General features: G+C 32.9%; 19 protein-coding genes and 1 pseudogene. 1 reads left to right on the top strand and 19 read right to left on the bottom strand.

Annotated features, from left to right (window positions below; all coding sequences use genetic code 11):
• Nucleotides 1-38: 38 nt before the first annotated feature.
• From Q0U66_RS01865 to Q0U66_RS01805, 13 genes are all read right to left on the bottom strand, one after another.
• Entirely contained in the window at nt 39-740 is a 702-nt protein-coding gene (locus Q0U66_RS01865; protein WP_297376898.1) for an ABC transporter ATP-binding protein, read from the bottom strand.
• Nucleotides 741-752: 12 nt separating this feature from the next.
• Nucleotides 753-974, bottom strand: coding sequence for a DUF951 domain-containing protein (locus Q0U66_RS01860; protein ID WP_297376896.1), 222 nt, complete (start codon nt 972-974; stop codon nt 753-755).
• Nucleotides 964-1,797, bottom strand: a complete 834-nt coding sequence (locus Q0U66_RS01855; protein WP_297376894.1) for a mechanosensitive ion channel family protein — start codon at nt 1,795-1,797, stop codon at nt 964-966. The genes Q0U66_RS01860 and Q0U66_RS01855 overlap by 11 nt, the downstream gene beginning before the upstream one ends.
• An 8-nt stretch (nt 1,798-1,805) precedes the next feature.
• Nucleotides 1,806-2,801, bottom strand: coding sequence for a hypothetical protein (locus tag Q0U66_RS01850; RefSeq protein ID WP_297376892.1), 996 nt, complete (start codon nt 2,799-2,801; stop codon nt 1,806-1,808).
• Between the two features lie 12 nt (nt 2,802-2,813).
• Nucleotides 2,814-3,701: an undecaprenyl-diphosphate phosphatase gene (locus Q0U66_RS01845; RefSeq protein WP_297376890.1), complete on the bottom strand. Its 888-nt coding sequence runs from the start codon at nt 3,699-3,701 to the stop codon at nt 2,814-2,816.
• A 137-nt stretch (nt 3,702-3,838) separates the two neighbouring features.
• Nucleotides 3,839-4,453, bottom strand: coding sequence for a PepSY domain-containing protein (locus tag Q0U66_RS01840; protein ID WP_297376888.1), 615 nt, complete (start codon nt 4,451-4,453; stop codon nt 3,839-3,841).
• Nucleotides 4,454-4,511: 58 nt separating this feature from the next.
• Complete coding sequence (gene rlmH, locus Q0U66_RS01835) at nt 4,512-4,991, bottom strand: 23S rRNA (pseudouridine(1915)-N(3))-methyltransferase RlmH (protein WP_297376886.1); 480 nt, start codon at nt 4,989-4,991, stop codon at nt 4,512-4,514.
• Nucleotides 4,988-5,791 (bottom strand): MBL fold metallo-hydrolase, encoded by an 804-nt coding sequence (locus Q0U66_RS01830; protein WP_297376884.1) that lies wholly within the window; start codon nt 5,789-5,791, stop codon nt 4,988-4,990. The genes rlmH and Q0U66_RS01830 overlap by 4 nt, the downstream gene beginning before the upstream one ends.
• On the bottom strand, nt 5,788-6,453 hold the full coding sequence (locus Q0U66_RS01825) for a PAS domain-containing protein (protein WP_297376882.1): 666 nt from the start codon (nt 6,451-6,453) through the stop codon (nt 5,788-5,790). Before Q0U66_RS01825 ends, Q0U66_RS01830 begins: the two co-directional genes overlap by 4 nt.
• Nucleotides 6,454-6,515: 62 nt before the next feature.
• Nucleotides 6,516-7,655, bottom strand: a complete 1,140-nt coding sequence (locus Q0U66_RS01820; RefSeq protein ID WP_297376880.1) for a PLP-dependent aspartate aminotransferase family protein — start codon at nt 7,653-7,655, stop codon at nt 6,516-6,518.
• Entirely contained in the window at nt 7,645-8,037 is a 393-nt protein-coding gene (locus tag Q0U66_RS01815; protein ID WP_297376878.1) for a Rid family detoxifying hydrolase, read from the bottom strand. The genes Q0U66_RS01820 and Q0U66_RS01815 overlap by 11 nt, the downstream gene beginning before the upstream one ends.
• Before the next feature lie 3 nt (nt 8,038-8,040).
• On the bottom strand, nt 8,041-9,423 hold the full coding sequence (locus tag Q0U66_RS01810; RefSeq protein WP_297376876.1) for an APC family permease: 1,383 nt from the start codon (nt 9,421-9,423) through the stop codon (nt 8,041-8,043).
• Nucleotides 9,424-9,426: 3 nt separating this feature from the next.
• Complete coding sequence (locus tag Q0U66_RS01805; RefSeq protein WP_297376874.1) at nt 9,427-10,158, bottom strand: gamma-glutamyl-gamma-aminobutyrate hydrolase family protein; 732 nt, start codon at nt 10,156-10,158, stop codon at nt 9,427-9,429.
• 268 nt (nt 10,159-10,426) lie between these two features.
• On the opposite strand from Q0U66_RS01805, the gene Q0U66_RS01800 reads away from it, so the two are divergent.
• The gene (locus Q0U66_RS01800) at nt 10,427-13,162 is read left to right on the top strand and encodes a cation-translocating P-type ATPase (RefSeq protein ID WP_297376872.1); all 2,736 of its coding nucleotides are present in this window, start codon (nt 10,427-10,429) and stop codon (nt 13,160-13,162) included.
• A gap of 54 nt (nt 13,163-13,216) precedes the next feature.
• Here Q0U66_RS01800 and Q0U66_RS01795 read toward each other — a convergent pair whose 3' ends face one another.
• The 6 genes and pseudogenes from Q0U66_RS01795 to Q0U66_RS01770 form a co-directional block, all read right to left on the bottom strand.
• Nucleotides 13,217-14,545 (bottom strand): aminopeptidase C, encoded by a 1,329-nt coding sequence (locus Q0U66_RS01795; RefSeq protein WP_297376870.1) that lies wholly within the window; start codon nt 14,543-14,545, stop codon nt 13,217-13,219.
• Between the two features lie 144 nt (nt 14,546-14,689).
• Entirely contained in the window at nt 14,690-15,529 is an 840-nt protein-coding gene (locus tag Q0U66_RS01790) for a SigB/SigF/SigG family RNA polymerase sigma factor (RefSeq protein ID WP_297376868.1), read from the bottom strand.
• 7 nt (nt 15,530-15,536) lie between these two features.
• The gene (locus Q0U66_RS01785; RefSeq protein ID WP_297376866.1) at nt 15,537-15,884 is read right to left on the bottom strand and encodes a hypothetical protein; all 348 of its coding nucleotides are present in this window, start codon (nt 15,882-15,884) and stop codon (nt 15,537-15,539) included.
• Nucleotides 15,885-16,193: an STAS domain-containing protein gene (locus tag Q0U66_RS01780; RefSeq protein ID WP_297376864.1), complete on the bottom strand. Its 309-nt coding sequence runs from the start codon at nt 16,191-16,193 to the stop codon at nt 15,885-15,887. It lies immediately after the preceding gene.
• 8 nt (nt 16,194-16,201) lie between these two features.
• The gene (gene gyrA, locus Q0U66_RS01775) at nt 16,202-18,631 is read right to left on the bottom strand and encodes a DNA gyrase subunit A (RefSeq protein ID WP_297376862.1); all 2,430 of its coding nucleotides are present in this window, start codon (nt 18,629-18,631) and stop codon (nt 16,202-16,204) included.
• 10 nt (nt 18,632-18,641) lie between these two features.
• Nucleotides 18,642-18,848 (bottom strand): annotated as a pseudogene (locus Q0U66_RS01770) (DNA topoisomerase IV subunit B); the annotation flags it as partial.

Here is an 18,848-nt window from a genome sequence, read left to right as displayed (position 1 = left end):
GTAATTTTTAGGACAGTTTTAAATAAGTCAAGGGTTTATCACCACTCAATATCCTCAATAGCCTTGGGATTAGCATTCTTCTCAACACTCTGCACTTTCGCATCCTTCAAATGTATGATCTTATCTGCCATAGGTGCTATTGCTGCATTGTGGGTAATGACTATGACGGTAGTCCCTGTTTTCCTACATGTATCATGTAAAAGTTTCAATATCTGTTTACCTGTCTTATAGTCTAAGGCACCGGTAGGCTCATCACATAAAAGGATCTTAGGATTTTTAGCAAGGGCCCTTGCTATGGCAACCCTCTGCTGCTCCCCACCAGATAATTGAGAAGGGAAGTTATCCATCCTATGGTCAAGCCCAACCATTTTCAAGGTTTCCTTTGGTGAAAAGGCATCCTCTACTATCTGGGTCGCCATTTCAACATTTTCCAAACTTGTTAGGTTAGAAATCAGATTATAGAATTGGAAAACAAAACCTATATCATATCTCCTATATTCAGTAAGGGACTTTTCGTCATAGTCAGATATGACATTTCCATCAACTATTACCTGCCCCTTGGAAACTGTATCTAGGCCACCAAGTATATTTAAAGTGGTTGACTTACCAGCTCCTGAAGCACCAACCATAACAACAAATTCACCCTTGTCAATTTTGAAATTTACCCCATTATTAGCATGGATCTCATTGTTGCCCATCTTGTATATTTTATGAACGTCATTAAATTCTATGTAAACCATGCTACCTCCAATTTATTCTTCTCTAACAAAGTTTTTTATAGAAACAAATTTCCCTTCACTATTTTTGATTTTTCTTATATTTTTATTGAAATCAACTCTTTTTACCCAAAGTTCCCTATCACAACCCGTACACTTAAGCTTCATATCTACTCCTGTACGTAGGATCATCCATTCATTTTGTCCACATGGATGGCCCTTTTTGAGTTGAACTAGGTCTCCTAGCCTATATTCCATCTTTATCACCTATTCTTGAAAATTCAATACCAGCTTCTTGCAGAGATTTTATGATTTCTTCTCTCATTTTTCTTTGGATATTAAATTGACTACCATTTTTCGTCATTGCTTGAACTAAAACTGTATATCCAAATTCTGTAAAGGAATCAACTCCCAATATCTCTGGCTGGCTTACAAAACCTTCCATAGAATTATAAACTTTATCTACAGCTTCTTGGATTTTTTCAGCTACCTCTGCATAAGGTCTTTTGTCTGATATATTAACTAAAACATAAGCTCTCATATCATTTAAAGAATGGTTTATTACACTAGTTATATTTCTATTTGGTATTATAATTTCTTTACCATCTATATCTCTTAGCTTGGTAAGTCTCATACCCACATCTATGACTGTGCCTCCCATTCCGTCAATGGTTACCCAGTGTCCTATTTCATATTGGTCTTCCATAATTATAAAGGCACCGCTTATTAGGTCTTCAATGATTGACTTGGAAGCAAAGGCTATAGCCATACCACCAACCCCAGCTACAGCTAAAATTGAGCTAGTAGATATATTGAAGACTGATAAAATTTGAGTCAAGGCTATAAAGTATATTACAAAATTAATTACATTTGTAAGTATGGAAAATATTGTTTTAACCTTACCTACATTTAGCATTTTCTTATCTTGCTTTATTTCTACCTTTTTCACAAGATGATTAACTATAGCCTTGATAATAATAGCAACTACTATAATCAATAAGACTTTTGTTAACTTTAATAGTAAAGGATATTGATTAAAAAATTCTCTATAATTAAGATCATTGAATAATTTATTTAACATCTATACTCCTATTTTTCTACTTTCACAATTTTATCTTTATAAACTACATAAACATTTCCAGCATTTTTATAGAGGAATAAGGGATTTTCAACTCCTATAGATCTTATATTTTGTTTTTTATAAGTATATAGGTTATTTTTTGTAAGCACTACTATCGTACCTCTATCTATGGATATACCTATAGCCTCTTCAGATAAATCTTTAAGCACTTTTCCATTTAAGTCACTATCAAATAGTTTTAATTCACCCTTGTCAACCAAGGCAAGCTCATCCTTGTAAGTATCTAGTGCCTGGATATTTTTCAACAGAATCTTATCCACTATAGCCTTATTTTCTATTACATAGATATAGGCATTGGAAACGAGGATGGCCTTATTTCCAATAATTTTAGTGTCTAAAAAGACTTCCCTACTAGTGGAAATATCGAATATTTTTTCTTGGTTTTGGTATAGGGAATAGTTTGAAATTGCCTTTCCCTTATCCAAGCTTAAACTTATAACTGATTCTAAGTCATTATTAAAGGCATACTTTACTGGACCATATTCCTTGTCCATGGTATTTTTTACCTTTAATTTTTTATTCATTCTTATGACCTTATCATTTCCATAAACTATTATGCTATCATCTTGGAATTCAGCATGGACTATTTCCATTTCTAAGTTGACTTGATCCTTTTCCTTGCCACTTTCCCTATCAAGTTTTCTAACTATACCATCCTTATCAAAGGTATAAATCCTTTTGTCTGCAAGGACCTTGATAGCATTTTTAGCATCCTGGCTAAAGATTTGACCATTTTTACCATAAGCTGTAAGCTTTCCATTTTCAAGACTATAATATTTATCATCTACTATGGCGAAATCTTGAATGGCATCACTTTGACTTACTGAAAAGACTTCAAGCTTAGCATCTAATTTATTAAATTTATAAAGTTTATAAAAGATAAAAATAAGAACTATAGCTAATATAGTAAAAATAATTTTACCTCTTCTATTTAGTCTTTTCATAAGGTCTCCTCATTAAAATATAGCGAAATATAGTAAAACTAAAATACCTAAAGCAATTCTATAATAACCAAATACTTTGAAGTCGTTCTTTTTGATATAGTCTAAGAATTTTTTAATAACTACATAGGCAACTATAAATGACAATACAAAGCCTAGGCCGATTAAAAACCATTGCCAGCTTGTCATACCTGAAGCCTTAAGTATCTTTAATAAGCTAGCACCTATCATGGTTGGTATAGCTAAAAAGAATGAAAAGTCAGCTGCTGCTGTTCTATTTAATCCTAAAATCATAGCCCCTATGATAGTTGCTGCTGACCTTGATGTTCCTGGCCACATAGCCAAGACTTGGAAACACCCTATTAAAAATGCTGTTTTCCAATCTAGGTCAAAAACACTTGTAAATTTGAAGTTTTCTTTTCCTTCATTCGATTTTTCTAAAACTATAATTATAATACCGTAAACTATAAGGGCTGCAGCTACAGGCATAGGTCCAAATAGCTTTTCTTCTATGATATCGTCAAATAATACACCTAAAACTGCTGCTGGTAAGACAGCAAAGACTATTTTAAGCCAAAGGTTGGCTGTTTTATTATTTTTAAACCAAAAGTAAATATTATTTACTATCTTCTTAAATCCTGTCATTTCTGACACATGGCTTGGTATCAATCCCTCTGGATTTTTATCCTTTGAAAATGGGTTTAATTTATTAAAGTAAATCACTATAACTGATAAAATAGCCCCTAATTGTACTATTATCATAAAGTTATATGAAAAATTTTCTGGTGACAATTTAACAAATTCATTTGCTAGTATCATATGTCCTGTTGATGAAACAGGTAAAAACTCTGTAATCCCTTCAACTATTGAAAGAATCACAACTTTAATTAAATCTAAAATCATTTATTTCTCCTATATGGTGTTCAATTAAGAACAATATTCCTATATATTATATCAGAAATAAAGGGTCTTACTAAATAAAAAACACAGCCAGGATTATTCCCAAGCTGTGTTCAGTATTAATTTATAAATTTGATTTACTAGTCAAATTTGATAAATGCTCCATCTGTTGCATTTATAACTACATCCTTACCATCTTCAACATCAATATCGTATACTAATACACCATTTTCTGTATCAAGTTCCCAACCTTCTATCTTAGTAGCCTTAGCTTGTTTTAATGCTTCTTCAATAGCTTTTTCTGGACTTACAATCTTGTCAAGTTCAATAACGATATCATCTTTATCAATATCGTCTTCTGTTTCAATTTCTTTATCTAAGATATCTTCAGTTTCAGCATCTATTTCTAGTTTGAACTCTTGATTATCTTTCCAACCTTCTATTTCATAGGTATATCTACCATTGTCTCTATCATAATCTATTTGTGTAATATTTATAGCTTTGTCAGAGAAAGTATCGTGGAATATTTCAACTGCTCTATTCACGTCTACCTTGCTAGCGGTAGCTTGATTATTAGTAGTTTCTGTTTCTTTAGTTTCTTCTACCTTTGTTTCTTTTTGTGTTTCAGTGTTTTGTTCTACAACTGTTTCTTTTCTTGTTTCACTTTGATTAGTTTTACCATTAGAACATGCTGTTAAAAATACAAGTCCTGCTACTAGTAAAGCTGATAATTTTATTCCTCTTCTTTTATTCATAAAATCCTCCTTTAGATTCTTGTTTTATATTATACCCAGAAGGATCTTTACTTAAACTTTACTTGTGGTAGGGTTCATTTTTCAATATCTTAAAAGATCTGTACACTTGTTCTAAAAGTATTACCCTCATTAATTGATGGGGAAAGGTCATCTTTGAAAAAGATAATTTCATGTCAGATTTTTGTTTCAACTCATTTGACATCCCATAGGATCCACCTATTATGAAAGTTATGTCCGAATATCCATCTAGAGTTAAGTCTTCTATCTTTTGGGCTAGGGTCTCTGATGTAACTTGCTTACCTTCAATGGCTAGGCTAATTACATAAGACTTTTCCTTTATCTTAGCTAATATATCCTGTCCTTCTTTTTCTAGGGCGTGCTGTATTTCCTTGTTCGATGCCTTGTTTGATAATTGGTATTCACTAATTTCAATTATATTTACATTAGCATAGGGTCTTAGGCGTTTAAGGTATTCATTTATAGCCTGGGTCAAGTAATTTTCTTTTATATTTCCTACAGTAATGATGTCTATATTCATGAATAATCTCCTCCCAAATCTATAAGTTTACCAAGTTTAAACTCTTCTGAAACTTCTAGGTCTAAGTCATCTCCTATTTTTATCCCTTTATTAACTAGTAGCTTTTCCATACCACTATAAACTATTTCCTTGCTATTGTTTGTAGATGAAAGGTGGCCTAAGATTATCTTTTCACCCTTGGCTTGAGCCAATTCATCAACAATTTCCAGGGCCATGTCATTGGAAAGATGACCATATTCTCCTCTTATTCTATATTTCAAACTCTGTGGATAAGGACCTTCCATAAGTCTCTTCTCATCATGGTTGGACTCTAAAATAAGTATATTGGAATCTCTTACTGCATCAATGATGGGTCTTGATACTATCCCTGTGTCTGTTAGTATGGATATTTTTTGTTGCTTTTGATAAAAAACAAAAAATACAGGGTCTGCAGCGTCATGGAAGGTTGACACATTTCTTATGTCTAAGTCTCTAAAGCTAAAAAAGGTATTTGATTTAAATACATTTATATTTTTATTAGCAATCTTGCCTATCTTAGCCTGCATGGCAAGCCAAGTTTTTGCATTGGCATATATAGGGATATCATACTTTCTAGATAGGACTCCCACACCCTTTATATGGTCAATGTGTTCATGAGTCACAAATATAGCATCTATTTCATTTGCCTTGATATTTGCCATAGCCATAAGGTTTACAGCCATTTTTCCTGTCAAACCTACATCTATTAAAATTTTACTTTTATCCGATTCCAAATAGGTGCAATTACCTGCAGAACCGGATGATAGTGTTATAATTTTCATTCTTCATCAGCCCTTACTGTTTGTATATATTTATATATGCTAACTTCTGACATCTTAAAAACCTCTGCCAATTTAGAAACAGAGTCTTTTAGATGGAAAAATCCTTTTTCATATAATTTTTTAACTATTAATAACTTTTCTTTTCTTGTTAAATTGTGTTTACTTAGATCTTGGCCTTGGGTTACTTCTTTAATGGTAGCTTCTATTAGATTTTCAGATGTAGAATAGAAGTTCTCTAAAATTTCTTCATTCTCATCTTCATCTTTTATATTTAGCTGCTCATCTATCTTTTCTATGCCACTTTCTAAAAGTTTTTTCAAGCTTAAAAGATTGGATTTATCAGTATTAAAACAAATCATCCCTATTAGTTCGTCCTTATCTTTTATAAAATAACTAGAAGATATTAATTCTTTTCCTTCAAAGTTTTTGGTTTTATAATTTAGCAAATAGTTTTTCTCTTTATAAATTTTAGATTTATAGACATCTAGGGCAAAGTCTGTAGCGGGAGACCCAACTTTTCTACCTGACAAGTTGTTTCTTATAAAAACAACAGAATTATCAAATCCTTTAGAAAAATCATGTAACACTATTTCAGTTTTTTCTCCTAAGAAATTTGCAACGAAATCTAAAAATTCTATATATTTTTCTATAATAACATTCATTTCATAGCCTCATTTTTATTTAAAATACAAAAGGTATTGTATCTCTACAATACCTTATTATATTAAAAATCCAATGCATTTTCAAAATCTGCAATTAAATCTTCTATATCTTCTATGCCACATGATAGTCTCAATAAGCAGTCTGTAACTCCTTGTTTTTTTCTTTCTTCACAGGACAAGCAGGCATGAGACATAGAAGCTGGATGAGAGATTATAGATTCAACACCACCCAAGGAAACAGCTAAAATAGGTATCTCTAACCTTCTCAAAAACTCTTTCATATCCTCTTCGTTGTATAATTCAAAGGATAGCACAGCTCCCCCATTTGTAGCCTGTTTAAAATGAATATCATGGCCAGGGTGAGTTTTTAAGCCTGGGTAATAGACATTTTTTACCTTTGGATGCTTGTCTAGTAATTCAGCTATCTTTTGAGCATTTTTTACAGACTCCTTTAACCTGATCCCCATGGTTTTCATTCCCCTTAAAATCAACCAGGCATCTTCAACCCCAACAATTGAACCAAAATTCTTTTTATATAGTTTTAATTTTTCATAAATTTCTTGGTCATTGGTTGCAGCAAGACCTGCAATTACATCACTATGACCATTTATAAATTTACTTACACTTTCAACAACTATATCAGCTCCAAGCTTTAGAGGTTCTTGGGCTAGACTAGTCATAAAGGTATTGTCTACAACTGTTAGTAGCTTATGATCTTTAGCTATTTTAATTAATTCCTCTATATCACAAATTTTAAGCAAGGGGTTGGACGGTGTTTCAATATATATCATCCTTGTATTTTCTTTAATGCTATTTTTTACCTCTTCTAAGTTAGCCATATCAATATAAGATCTTTCTATGGCAAAATCTGGCAAGATAGCATTTGAAAACTGACAAGTTCCTCCATAAACTTCCAAAGGAAAAATCACATGATCTCCAGCTTCTAATAGCATAAGAGAAGTTGTAATTGCTGCCATACCTGAAGAAAAACTTACAGCATATTTAGATTTTTCTAAACATCTAAAACCATCTTCTAAAGCATCAATGGTAGGATTTGAAAATCTAGAATATTGGTATTTTTGTTTTTTACAGTATAGTTCTGAATTGTGGAAGGTTGAGGTTTGATAAATTGGTATAGATGCTGCACCTGTAAATTCGTCAATTACATTATATCCATGCAAAAGTCTAGTATTATCCTTCATTTTCTACCTCAGCAATTACCTCTATTTCTACTAAGGCATCCATAGGAAGCTTAGCGACTTCAAAGGCTGATCTTGCTGGATAAGACTTTTCAAAAAATTCTTGGTAGACTTCGTTAAAGTCAGAAAAATCTTTTATATTATCAAGATACACAGTTGCCTTAACAATAGAATCCATTGAAGAGTCATTGTCTTCTAAAATAGCCTTTACATTGTTTAAGGATTGTTTTACTTGCCATTTTATAGAATCTTTTTCATCTATCTGACCTGTTTCTGGATTTATTGGCAATTGACCTGATGTAAAGATTAAATTACCAACTTTAGTCGCTTGTGAATAAGATCCAATAGCCTTTGGAGCTCTTTCACTTTTGATTCTTTCTAACATATTTTACCCCCTATTTTTTATCTTTTTCCAAGCCATCAATGCAAATGGTAAAACTACATAACCTACAACCATAGCGATTATAGCGAAGGTGTTTGCTACTAGGTCTCCGTTTTCATTGGTCATTGTGAATTGTCCCTTCCAGTTGAATTGATATAGCAAGACTATGGTTAATCCCAAGGCTATTAGAGGAATTATTAGGTCTGTTAAAGTGTTTTTCTTTACATTTTCTAATACTTGTCCTCTTTCCTTACCGTAGTAGAACATGATGATTGCTATTGGAACAATTACAAATTGTACAAATCTTGATATTGAGCTGATAATTATTATATTTGTCATATCAAATTTGAATGCCAAAGGTATCACAACAGCTATAGCTATAGTTGTTAAAAATGATACTATTGGGAAACCATTAGAGGTTCTTTTTGCAAATACATGAGGCACTTGTCCTTGCTTAGCCATTGATTCTAAAATTCTTGGTGTATGGAAGGAAGCTGCCACATTGATACCAAACATTGAAATAAGGGCACCTATAATAATCATGTTTCTTATAATTTTATTTGAAAATACATCTGCTAGGGCTACTACTTCCTTAGATTCAACAAGAGCTTGTGGATTAATCGCCATTGCTATTCCTACAATTCCAATATAAATCAAGGCAATTATACCTATAGCTAGAGGAATTGCTCTTGGAAGATTCTTTTCAGGTTCTTCCATATCTTCTGAACCCGATGCAACACTTTCAAAACCAGTAAAGGCATAGAAGGCTGCAATGATAGCCATTACCCATCCTGTTAAATCCAAGTTTGATCCTAGGGCTTGACCTGATTTATCTGTTATAGTTTTGATAGCAGAAAAATTATTTTCTCCCATGATAAATACCATTACAAAACCTACAATTATAGTTGTAACTAAGGCTCCGACCTTACCAATAGTAGATAGGTTATTGATTATTTCAAAAACCTTGGTACCCATCAGGTTAATAACCATCAATACAAACATCAACACCAAAAATCCCATAGCTATATTGCTTAAGCTTTCATTGTTTAAGTTAAATATCTTTAGAACAGTTTTAACTACTGCTGTTCCCATTACTCCCCAGGCTATACATGCTGCTACATATCTTGTTATACCAACATAGTATCCTAGGTTGTCACCAAAAGCTGCCTTTGTATAGGCATAGGCTGCACCACCCTTTGAAACATATTTAGCTGCTGCCGCAAAGGTAACGGCTAAAACTGTAGAAAAGATAGCAGCAAATAGGTAAACTACTAAAGCCTTATCTCCTGATTGTGCTACTACAGAACCTGGTGATAAAAATATACCGGTCCCTATTATTGAATTTATTGTAAGTAATACAATAGAATAAAATCCCAATTTCTTTTTCATTTTCTACCTCTTCTCACCCGCTTCTTTTACGAGTTCATTAAATAAGCCTTGCATTTCATCCTTTACCCTGTGTAGCATTTCTGGATGGAATTGTACACCAAGTAAAAACCTATAATTAGGATCTTCAAAGGCTTCCACTACTCCATCCGGTGCTTGGGCTGATAATTTCAAGCCTTGTCCTAGATTTTTTATTATTTGATGGTGGAAACTATTTACGCTCAAAGTATCTTTTTTGAAAATATTGTGTAATTTAGTTCCCTCTTCTACTTTTATGCTATGGGTAGTTATTTCTGGTCCATAAACTTGATTGTGTTTTATATAGTCTTTGTCACTATAGGATAAGTCTTGCCATAAGCTGCCACCATAGCTTACATTTATTAGTTGGAATCCTCTACAAATACCTAAAATTGGAATGTTTTTTTCCTTAGCCTTTTTTAATAATTTAAGGTCAAAGCTATCTCTTTCTGGTAAAACTTGTCCTAGTTTTGGATTTGGATTTTCTTCATAATTTCTAGGATCAACATCATGCCCACCAGATAAGATTAATCCATCAATTATGTTAATATATTCATCTATTACTGAATCTTCATCATTTATAGATAAAACTAAAGGTGTAGCTCCTGCTTTGATTACCGCATCAGCATAGTCTTCATTCACATATATTCTCCTATATCCAGCAAAATCTCCATTGTCTATAAGAATACTTGCAGATATACCTATAATTGCTTTTGTCATATCTTACTTCCTTTCTGTCTCTGTAATTATATATTACTTTAATATGAAAATATTTTCAAAATTCTTTATTATGTTATTTTATCAGCTTTATCTTTAAAATTCCCTAATACTTTGCTATAATATTCATAATCCTAAGGGGAGTAGCTTAATAATATTTAGTCGTCATTACGGATATAAGATCCCGGCTAAGTACCGAAAGGAAGCAAGACCTAGATTGAAATATTAAGGTCTTTTTTATTTTAAATAAATTGACCAAATGGAGGGTATTATGGAAAAATTCTATCTTAAGGATAGAGATGAGGTTCTATCAAGCTTAGATGTTGATAGCAACCAGGGGCTTACTAGCCAAGAAGCCCAGGCCAGACTTGAAAAATATGGTCCAAATGAATTACAAGAGAAAAAAGGCAAATCCTTTTTTGCTAAACTTATAGATCAATTACTTGACCCTATGGTTATCATACTTTTAGCAGCAGCTACCTTATCAGCTTTTTCAGGCGATAAAATAGAAACTGTTATTATTTTAGCCATAGTTGTCTTAAATGCTGGTCTTTCTCTTTTCCAAGAAGGAAAGGCAGAGGATTCAGTAAAAGCCTTACAACAAATGTCGGCTCCAAATGCTAAGGTCTATAGGGATGGGAAGCTTACACAAATCCCAGCTAGAGAATTAGTACCTGGAGATATAGTTGTTTTAGAAACAGGTGATATAGTTCCAGCCGACCTAAGACTTATAGAAAGTCAAAACCTATCATCAGACGAATCTTCCTTGACTGGTGAATCAGTTCCAGTGGACAAGGATGCTGAAATAATTTTTGATAAAGATACAGAAATCGGAGATCGTTCAAACTATGTGCATTCTTCATCAATCATTACCAGAGGAAGGGCCAAGGCTGTAGTTGCCAAAACTGGCCATGATACTGAAATAGGTAAAATCGCAACAAATATCCAATCTAGTGAAAATGAAAGTTCACCTCTACAAGGAAAGTTAAACAAATTATCTAAAAGCTTAGCCCTTTTAGTAATAGCAGTTTCTATCATAGTATTTATAGTTGGTCTTTTCAGAGAAGACCTAGACTGGTTGCAATCCTTGATGACTGCGGTATCACTTGCAGTTGCAGCTATTCCTGAAGGTTTAGCAGCTGTTGTTACCATAGTTTTATCTATAGGTATGAATAGGATGGCTCAAAACAATGCAATTGTAAAGAAACTATTAGCCGTAGAAACATTAGGTACTACAACCTTTATAGCTTCAGATAAAACTGGTACTTTAACACAAAATGAAATGACAGTAAAAACTATCTACACTTCATCTAAAGATTATAAAGTTGATGGTGTCGGATATGAACCTGAAGGTGATATAAAATTTGATGGGCAAGCTGTAGATACAGAAAGTGATAAGGACTTGAAAGTATTGCTTACTGCTGCAAGTCTAAACTCAGATGCAAAATTAAACCATACAGGAAACAAATGGGAAATAATGGGTGATCCTACTGAAGGTGCCCTTATCACTGTAGCTGAAAAAGCTAAGTTAAATAACGAAGAATTAAATGAAACACTAAAAAGAGTCAAGGAATATCCTTTTGATTCTACAAGAAAAATGATGACCACCTGCCATGAAAACTTCTTTGAAGATGCCTATGTAGCCTTTACTAAAGGTGCTACAGACATAGTAATTGACAGGTGTAGTCATATACTAATTAACGGTAAGGTTGAAAAATTAACTGAAAAATTAAAAGATGAAATCTTAAATAAAAATAGTGAATATGCTAAACAAGCCCTAAGAGTTTTAGCCATATCAATGAAGAAATGGGATAGTCTACCTGATGACCAAGATCCTGATAAGGTTGAATCAGACCTAGTATTTATCGGACTTGTTGGTATGATAGACCCAGCCAGACCAGAAGCTAAAGAAGCTATAAAACACTGTAAGACAGCTGGTATCACTCCAGTTATGATTACTGGTGACTACTTAGAAACAGCCATAGCTATCGGTAAAGACTTGGGAATAGCTGAATCTGATGACCAAGCCATCATGGGTAAAGAACTAAATGATATGACTCCTGAACAAATTAGGGAAATTGTAAAAGTAAAAAGAATTTTCGCAAGGGTTTCACCTGAAAATAAGGTGCAAATTGTAACAGCCCTTAAAGAAAATAACCAAATAACAGCCATGACTGGTGATGGTGTAAATGACGCCCCAGCTATTAAAAAAGCCGATATCGGTATAGCCATGGGAATCACTGGTACAGACGTTGCTAAAAATACTGCTGAAGTTATCCTAACAGATGATAACTTTGCTACAATAGTAAAGGCTGTTGAAGAAGGTAGGGTAATTTACTCAAATATCAAGAAATTCGTTTCCTTCCTTCTATCATGTAATATCGGTGAAGTACTAATAATGCTAGTAGCCATGTTAGTCGGTTGGCCAATTCCATTGACAGTTATTCAACTATTATGGTTAAACCTTGTAACTGACTCCTTCCCAGCCCTAGCCTTGGGTGTGGAACCGGGTGAGCCAGATATAATGAACCAGCCACCAAGAAAGACCGATGACCAAATTATAGATAGAAATCTTGTGGATAATATAGCTACTCAAGCTATAGCCATAGCTGTAGCAACACTTGCAGCCTTCTATATTTCATTCACCTACCTATATCCAATAAATGGTGTTGAAGCTGCATTAAGAGAAATTAATATCAACAAGGCAGAAACAATTGCCTTTGCAACCTTGGTATTGTCAGAGTTGCTAAGATCATTCTCTGCAAGATCAGAAAAATATACAGTTTATGAATTAGGAATATTCTCAAACAAGAGTTTAGTTTACGCCTTTATAGGTTCAACCTTACTAACTCTAGCTGTTATCTATATTCCATTTATGCAAGTAATTTTCCACTCCCATGCCTTTGGATTAAAAGACTGGGCAATAGTATTACCATTTGCATTTTTACCATTTGTAGTTGGTGAAATTCATAAATTAGTTGAAAGAAAATTTTTCAGAAATAAATAATTGGATAAAAAACGGGATGTAGTTTGAAATCTACATCCCTTTTCATTTACCTAATTAAGCTAATGATCCCATTGGATCCCAAGGTCTTAATCTTATTGGTTCTTCTTCATAAGCTACAAGTACTTCTTCAGGTAGGTAAGCCTTGTTTACCAATACTTGGTACATGTATTCTTCAAACCATTCATCTGACATTACTAGGTAACCATCTATACCGCTCTTGCTACCCCATGAGTTTTCAACCTTGTATCTTAGAGGTTTTTCATTTTCCATATCATAGTCAAGTCCCGTAAATACCATGGCATGAGTCATCAATGATTCATGATAATCTAGTCTTTCTTCCTTGTTAAAATCATAATCGACATCCAACATATCAAAAACATTTACTGTTGTTAAATCTAACTTTCCAGATTTTCTTGAGAAAAATTGTCCAACATCACAACCAAACCATACAGGCTCGTTGGACCTGATTTGGTCTACAACAGCTTCTTTCATGATTTCTATAGGAACATTTACATATTTCACTAAGTCGCCTTCTAAAACGTTTCCTAGGTGTTCAACTGTATAGGATTTATAATAAGGTTTATCTTTAGTTGGCGCATTTATTAATGAAATATATTGGTCTAGGTCAAAGTCAATCAAATTAAAGAATTCTAAAGGACTTAGTCCTTTTTCGGAATGAACTTGGTCATCCTTATCCCTATATTCAAAGTCAATTTTTTCAGGTGGTGTCCCTAAAGAAATTGCTAGGGCATTATAAAATTGTCCCATGTATTCTTCAACCATTGCTCTCAAGTCATCTAAAGACTTGCCTTCTTGATGAGCTTTTCTAATATTTTTAGCATACATTCTAAGCATTTTAGTCAAGTAATCATTCATATTTGCTGATGCAGTAGAATTTGCTGTATCGGGCATGGAATTAGCAGGTACAACACCATACTTTTTCACAATATTTTTAATCATATCCCATTGACCACCGTCACCCATTGGTGATAATAAGATATGGGACACTAGTCTTGAAGATGGTTCTTCATCAAGTGTTTCTAAGATTGAATTAAAGAAATAATTTGCTCTTTCTAACTTGTCATAAAAATATATGTAAGTTTGTGATAGTTCGAATTCTTTTAGATTATACTTTTGGCACAAGGCATATTCTAAAACATTCATAGCTGCAAATATCCAGCATCTACCAGATTTATTTTGATTTCTTATCTTTGTTTCAGGTAAGGAAATATTAAAATGAAACCTGTTGCTATCATATTCTCTTTTATCTATACTTGCTTCTACTAGACCTGTTGAACTAGCCGCTCTTTGCGAAATTCTCAAGGCTCTATTGTTGTTAAATTCTCTAGCTTTTTCTTGTAAAAATTCTTTTTCAATTTTCATAACTTCCTCCTTGTAATTAGTTTAAATTATAGCACATTTATTTATTATGTAAAATATTTTTGTTAGGTGAGCCTAAATTCTTAAAAAGAAAACTGATTTCGCAAAAATAAATATACCTCTGCAAAATCAGTTCTAATTTTAATATTAAGCTTTTATTCCCAAGACTTTTCTGAATTTTTTAATCACTTTTTTTTCTAACCTAGATACTGTCATTTGGCTAACGCCTAGTTTATCAGCTATAGCTACCTGGGTCATTTTATCAAAATATCTATAATAGACTATTTTCTTTTCTACATCCGAAAAATCTTTCATAGCTTCTGTAATATAGTTCATATTATCTACAAATGCATAATTTTTATCCTCTTCTCCTAGTAAATCAGACAAACTAATTTCACTATCTTCAGAAGAAGTATCAAAATTTTTGTCTATAGATTGTGGCGAATAAACTTGTGAAGCATCTAGGGCTTCTAAAACCTCTTCTTCAGATACATCCAATAAATCGCTTATCTCATCAATCCTTGGAGTCCTTTGGAGCCTCTGACTAAGGGTTTGTTTAGCATTATTAATTTGCTTAGATAACTCCTGTATCCTTCTTGGAACCCTTATAGTCCAGCCCTTATCCCTAAAGTATCTTTTTATTTCACCGGTTATGGTTGGTGTTGCAAAAGATGAAAATTCAAAGCCCCTATCGACATTAAACCTATCTACAGCTAAAACTAGTCCCAAAGAAGCTACTTGAAAGAGGTCATCATATTCTATCCCCCTATTTGTATATTTCTTTGCTAGTATCTCTGCAATATACAGGTTTTCTTCAATTAAATAGTCCCTAAGACTTTTAATTTCTCTTTTGATTTTGTTCAATTCTTCCTTGTCTATTTCACCCTTTGCTTTTTCTAATTTTTCTTTTTTAAGCCTCAGATCTTCTAGTTGTTTAAACTCGTCAAAGTATTTAATATCCTTGTTTACTTGTTTTTCTTTAGTCATTACGGACCTACTTGTTTACAACTATAATTATGCTATTTTTTTCTATTTTAAGGTCATCAGATAAGGCTAATAATATTTGTTTTTTTAATTCAAAATCTAAATCACTAGTGTTTAATTTATTAAAAGCTTCTATATCATCAAATACTATATTTAACTTATCCTTATCTACTTCAAATATGACCTTTACTTCATCATAGGATGGTAGCAAGTAGGTATAAAGCTCTGAAACTAAAACCTTTATATCTTCAATCTTGTCTAAGTCCATTTCTAAAGTATTTGCTAAAGAAGATGCTGTTAGTCTTAAGCTCGATAAATATTTGGGATTTGATGGAATACTTAATTTTATTTTATCCATTTAATCCTCCAAATTTAATATAGTATCTAATTCTGTAATCTTAAATAATTTTAAGATATTTTTCTTGGGATTAATTATTTTAAGCTTTTTGCCCCTATCTTCTACTTCTTTGTAGATTGTCATAAAGGCTCCAAGACCTGTAGAATCAATATAATCTAATGATTCTAAATTTATAATCAAGTCTTTGTCTTCTTCCTTAAATTTATTTATTAGGCTATCCTTAAATTCTTCTACAGTATTGATATCTAAGTCTCCAATAAGTGAAGCTTCTAAGCAATCACCAATATTATAAACTATATCGAAAGTCATATTAACTCCTATTCTTCAGCTATATACTTAGCTGCTGCAACAATCTTGTCGCCTTCTTCTTTTACCCTCTTTAGGATTACACCTTGGGTTGCCCTACCTACTGTAGATATGTCTTTGCTTGCTAGTCTGATAACTTGACCATTTCCTGACACTAGCATGATTTCATCATCCATATTCACAAGTTTAGATGCAATTAAATTACCAGTTTTATTTGTTATCTTGTAGGTTCTAACACCCTTACCACCACGGTTTTGTTCCTTGTAGTGTCTAAATAGGGTCTTTTTCCCATATCCATTTTCAGTAACTGTAAATAGGTATTCTTGGTCTTCATAGATACTTAAATCTACAACGAAGTCTTCCTTGTTTAGGCTAATCATTTTTACTCCCTTGGCATTTCTACCCATTGGTCTTACACTATCTAAGTTAAATACTATAGATTGACCTAAGGATGTAACAGATACAGCAAGTTGATTATCTTCAACTTCTCTTGCAGCTATTAATTCATCATCGTCTTCTAAGCTTATAGCTATGATGCCGCTAGTTCTGATATTTTCAAATTCTTCAGAATGTGTCTTTTTGATTTTACCATGTTTTGTAGCAAGTACTAGGTAGGTATCCTTTTCTACACCAGACACTGGTACAACTGCTGATACTTTTTCACCTGCTTGTAATGGTAGGATATTGATAATAGCCTGTCCCTTAGAAGTTCTCTTACCTTCCCTTATTTGGTAAGCTTTTTTCACATATACCCTTCCCTTGTTTGTGAAGAATAATATGCTGTTGTGAGTAGATGTTACAAATAGGTCTTGAACAAAGTCATCATCCTTTGTTGTCATACCTGAAACTCCTCTACCACCCCTATTTTGAACCTTGTAGGTATCAGCTGGAAGTCTCTTTATATAACCTTGGTTTGTAAGAGTAATCAATACTTCTTCTTCTTCAATTAACTCTTCTTCGTCAAAGTCACCTTCTGCTGGAACTATTTTTGTTCTTCTTTCATCACCAAATTTTTCTTTGATTTCTAAAAGTTCTTCTTTTATTACCCCAATTAAAAGTTTTTCATCAGCTAAAATAGCCTTTAGATTTTTAATTGTTTCTAAAAGTTCCTTGTATTCATTTTCTAATCTTTCTATATTTAGACCTGACAACCTCTTTAATTGCATGTCTAAAATAGCTTGAGATTGGGCATCTGTTAAAGCAAACTTCTTAGCAAATTCTTTCTTGATTTCTTCATCATCATAGTTTGATCTAATGATTTTAATTATTTCTTCAATATTATCGTAGGCGATTCTTAAACCTTCAACTATGTGGGCTCTTGCCTCTGCCTTGTCTAAGTCAAATTGTGTACGTCTTGTTACAACTTCTTTTTGATGGTCTACATAATGGTGAATCAACTCTTTTAGGGTCAATTCTTTAGGTATACCATTTACAAGGGCTAGATTTATGATACCAAAGGTTGTAGTCATTTGTGTTTGCTTATACAAGTTATTTAAAACAACATTTGGATTTGCATCTCTCTTTGTTTCAATTACAATTCTTGTACCATTTATATTAGACTCATCCCTGATATCTGTGATACCTTCGATTTTCTTATCCCTTACTAGTTCAACTATCTTTAAGATTAATTTAGACCTATTAATTGTATAAGGTATTTCTGTAACTATAATTACATGTTTGGACTTAAACTCTTCTATATGAGCCTCTGCCCTTACTCTTACCTTGCCACGTCCAGTTTTATAGGCTTCAATGATTTCTTTTTTGCCTAATATATTAGCTCCAGTTGGAAAATCTGGTCCTGGAATATATTGCATCAAATCTTCAAAAGAAATTTCCGGATCTTCCATATAAGCTATGGTTCCGTCAATAACTTCACCTAAGTTATGTGGAGCCATGTTTGTAGCCATACCAACAGCTATACCAGCTGATCCATTTACTAATAAGTTTGGAAATCTTGATGGTAATACTTTAGGTTCTAATTCCTCTTCATCGAAGTTTGGTTGAAAATCTACTGTATTTTTATTTATATCCCTTAACATTTCTTGGGCTAACTTTGTCATCCTTACTTCGGTATAACGTTGGGCAGCTGCCCCGTCACCATCCATAGAACCAAAGTTACCTTGCCCATCAACTAATGGATATCTGGTATTGAAGTCTTGGGCTAGTCTAACAACTGCATCATAAATAGCTGAGTCACCGTGTGGATGAAACCTACCCATTACTTCACCGACTAGTCTAGCTGACTTTCTATGTGGTTTATTTGATAAGAGACCTAGTTCATTCATCCCGTATAAAATTCTACGGTGAACAGGCTTTAGACCATCTCTTACATCAGGTAATGCTCTTGAAACAATAACTGACATAGAATAGTCTAAATAAGACTGTCTCATTTCTTGTTCTATATCTCTTTGAATTATATTTGAATGTTGAAATTCTGTCATATACTATCTCCTAAGCATCAATGTTTTCTGCATATTGAGCATTTTCTTCTATAAATTCTCTTCTTGGTTCAACCTTGTCTCCCATTAGCACTGAAAATGTTTCATCTAAAGTCAAGGATTCATCATCTAAAGTAACTTGGATTAAAATCCTATTGTCTGGGTTCATGGTTGTTTCCCATAATTGGTCGGCATTCATCTCACCAAGCCCCTTATATCT

This window comes from uncultured Helcococcus sp. (genome assembly GCF_946998255.1).
Lineage (GTDB): Bacteria > Bacillota > Clostridia > Tissierellales > Peptoniphilaceae > Helcococcus.
The sequence above is the reverse complement of the archived record's forward strand: the minus strand, read 5'-3'. Positions and strand labels throughout refer to the sequence as shown.

Excerpts from the sequence above, each read along its gene's own strand:
- Q0U66_RS01865 (WP_297376898.1), bottom strand. The coding sequence starts at position 740 with ATGGTTTACATAGAATTTAATGACGTTCATAAAATATACAAGATGGGC.
- Q0U66_RS01860 (WP_297376896.1), bottom strand. The coding sequence starts at position 974 with ATGGAATATAGGCTAGGAGACCTAGTTCAACTCAAAAAGGGCCATCCA.
- Q0U66_RS01855 (WP_297376894.1), bottom strand. The coding sequence starts at position 1,797 with ATGTTAAATAAATTATTCAATGATCTTAATTATAGAGAATTTTTTAAT.
- Q0U66_RS01850 (WP_297376892.1), bottom strand. The coding sequence starts at position 2,801 with ATGAAAAGACTAAATAGAAGAGGTAAAATTATTTTTACTATATTAGCT.
- Q0U66_RS01845 (WP_297376890.1), bottom strand. The coding sequence starts at position 3,701 with ATGATTTTAGATTTAATTAAAGTTGTGATTCTTTCAATAGTTGAAGGG.
- Q0U66_RS01840 (WP_297376888.1), bottom strand. The coding sequence starts at position 4,453 with ATGAATAAAAGAAGAGGAATAAAATTATCAGCTTTACTAGTAGCAGGA.
- rlmH (WP_297376886.1), bottom strand. The coding sequence starts at position 4,991 with ATGAATATAGACATCATTACTGTAGGAAATATAAAAGAAAATTACTTG.
- Q0U66_RS01830 (WP_297376884.1), bottom strand. The coding sequence starts at position 5,791 with ATGAAAATTATAACACTATCATCCGGTTCTGCAGGTAATTGCACCTAT.
- Q0U66_RS01825 (WP_297376882.1), bottom strand. The coding sequence starts at position 6,453 with ATGAATGTTATTATAGAAAAATATATAGAATTTTTAGATTTCGTTGCA.
- Q0U66_RS01820 (WP_297376880.1), bottom strand. The coding sequence starts at position 7,655 with ATGAAGGATAATACTAGACTTTTGCATGGATATAATGTAATTGACGAA.
- Q0U66_RS01815 (WP_297376878.1), bottom strand. The coding sequence starts at position 8,037 with ATGTTAGAAAGAATCAAAAGTGAAAGAGCTCCAAAGGCTATTGGATCT.
- Q0U66_RS01810 (WP_297376876.1), bottom strand. The coding sequence starts at position 9,423 with ATGAAAAAGAAATTGGGATTTTATTCTATTGTATTACTTACAATAAAT.
- Q0U66_RS01805 (WP_297376874.1), bottom strand. The coding sequence starts at position 10,158 with ATGACAAAAGCAATTATAGGTATATCTGCAAGTATTCTTATAGACAAT.
- Q0U66_RS01800 (WP_297376872.1), top strand. The coding sequence starts at position 10,427 with ATGGAAAAATTCTATCTTAAGGATAGAGATGAGGTTCTATCAAGCTTA.
- Q0U66_RS01795 (WP_297376870.1), bottom strand. The coding sequence starts at position 14,545 with ATGAAAATTGAAAAAGAATTTTTACAAGAAAAAGCTAGAGAATTTAAC.
- Q0U66_RS01790 (WP_297376868.1), bottom strand. The coding sequence starts at position 15,529 with ATGACTAAAGAAAAACAAGTAAACAAGGATATTAAATACTTTGACGAG.
- Q0U66_RS01785 (WP_297376866.1), bottom strand. The coding sequence starts at position 15,884 with ATGGATAAAATAAAATTAAGTATTCCATCAAATCCCAAATATTTATCG.
- Q0U66_RS01780 (WP_297376864.1), bottom strand. The coding sequence starts at position 16,193 with ATGACTTTCGATATAGTTTATAATATTGGTGATTGCTTAGAAGCTTCA.
- gyrA (WP_297376862.1), bottom strand. The coding sequence starts at position 18,631 with ATGACAGAATTTCAACATTCAAATATAATTCAAAGAGATATAGAACAA.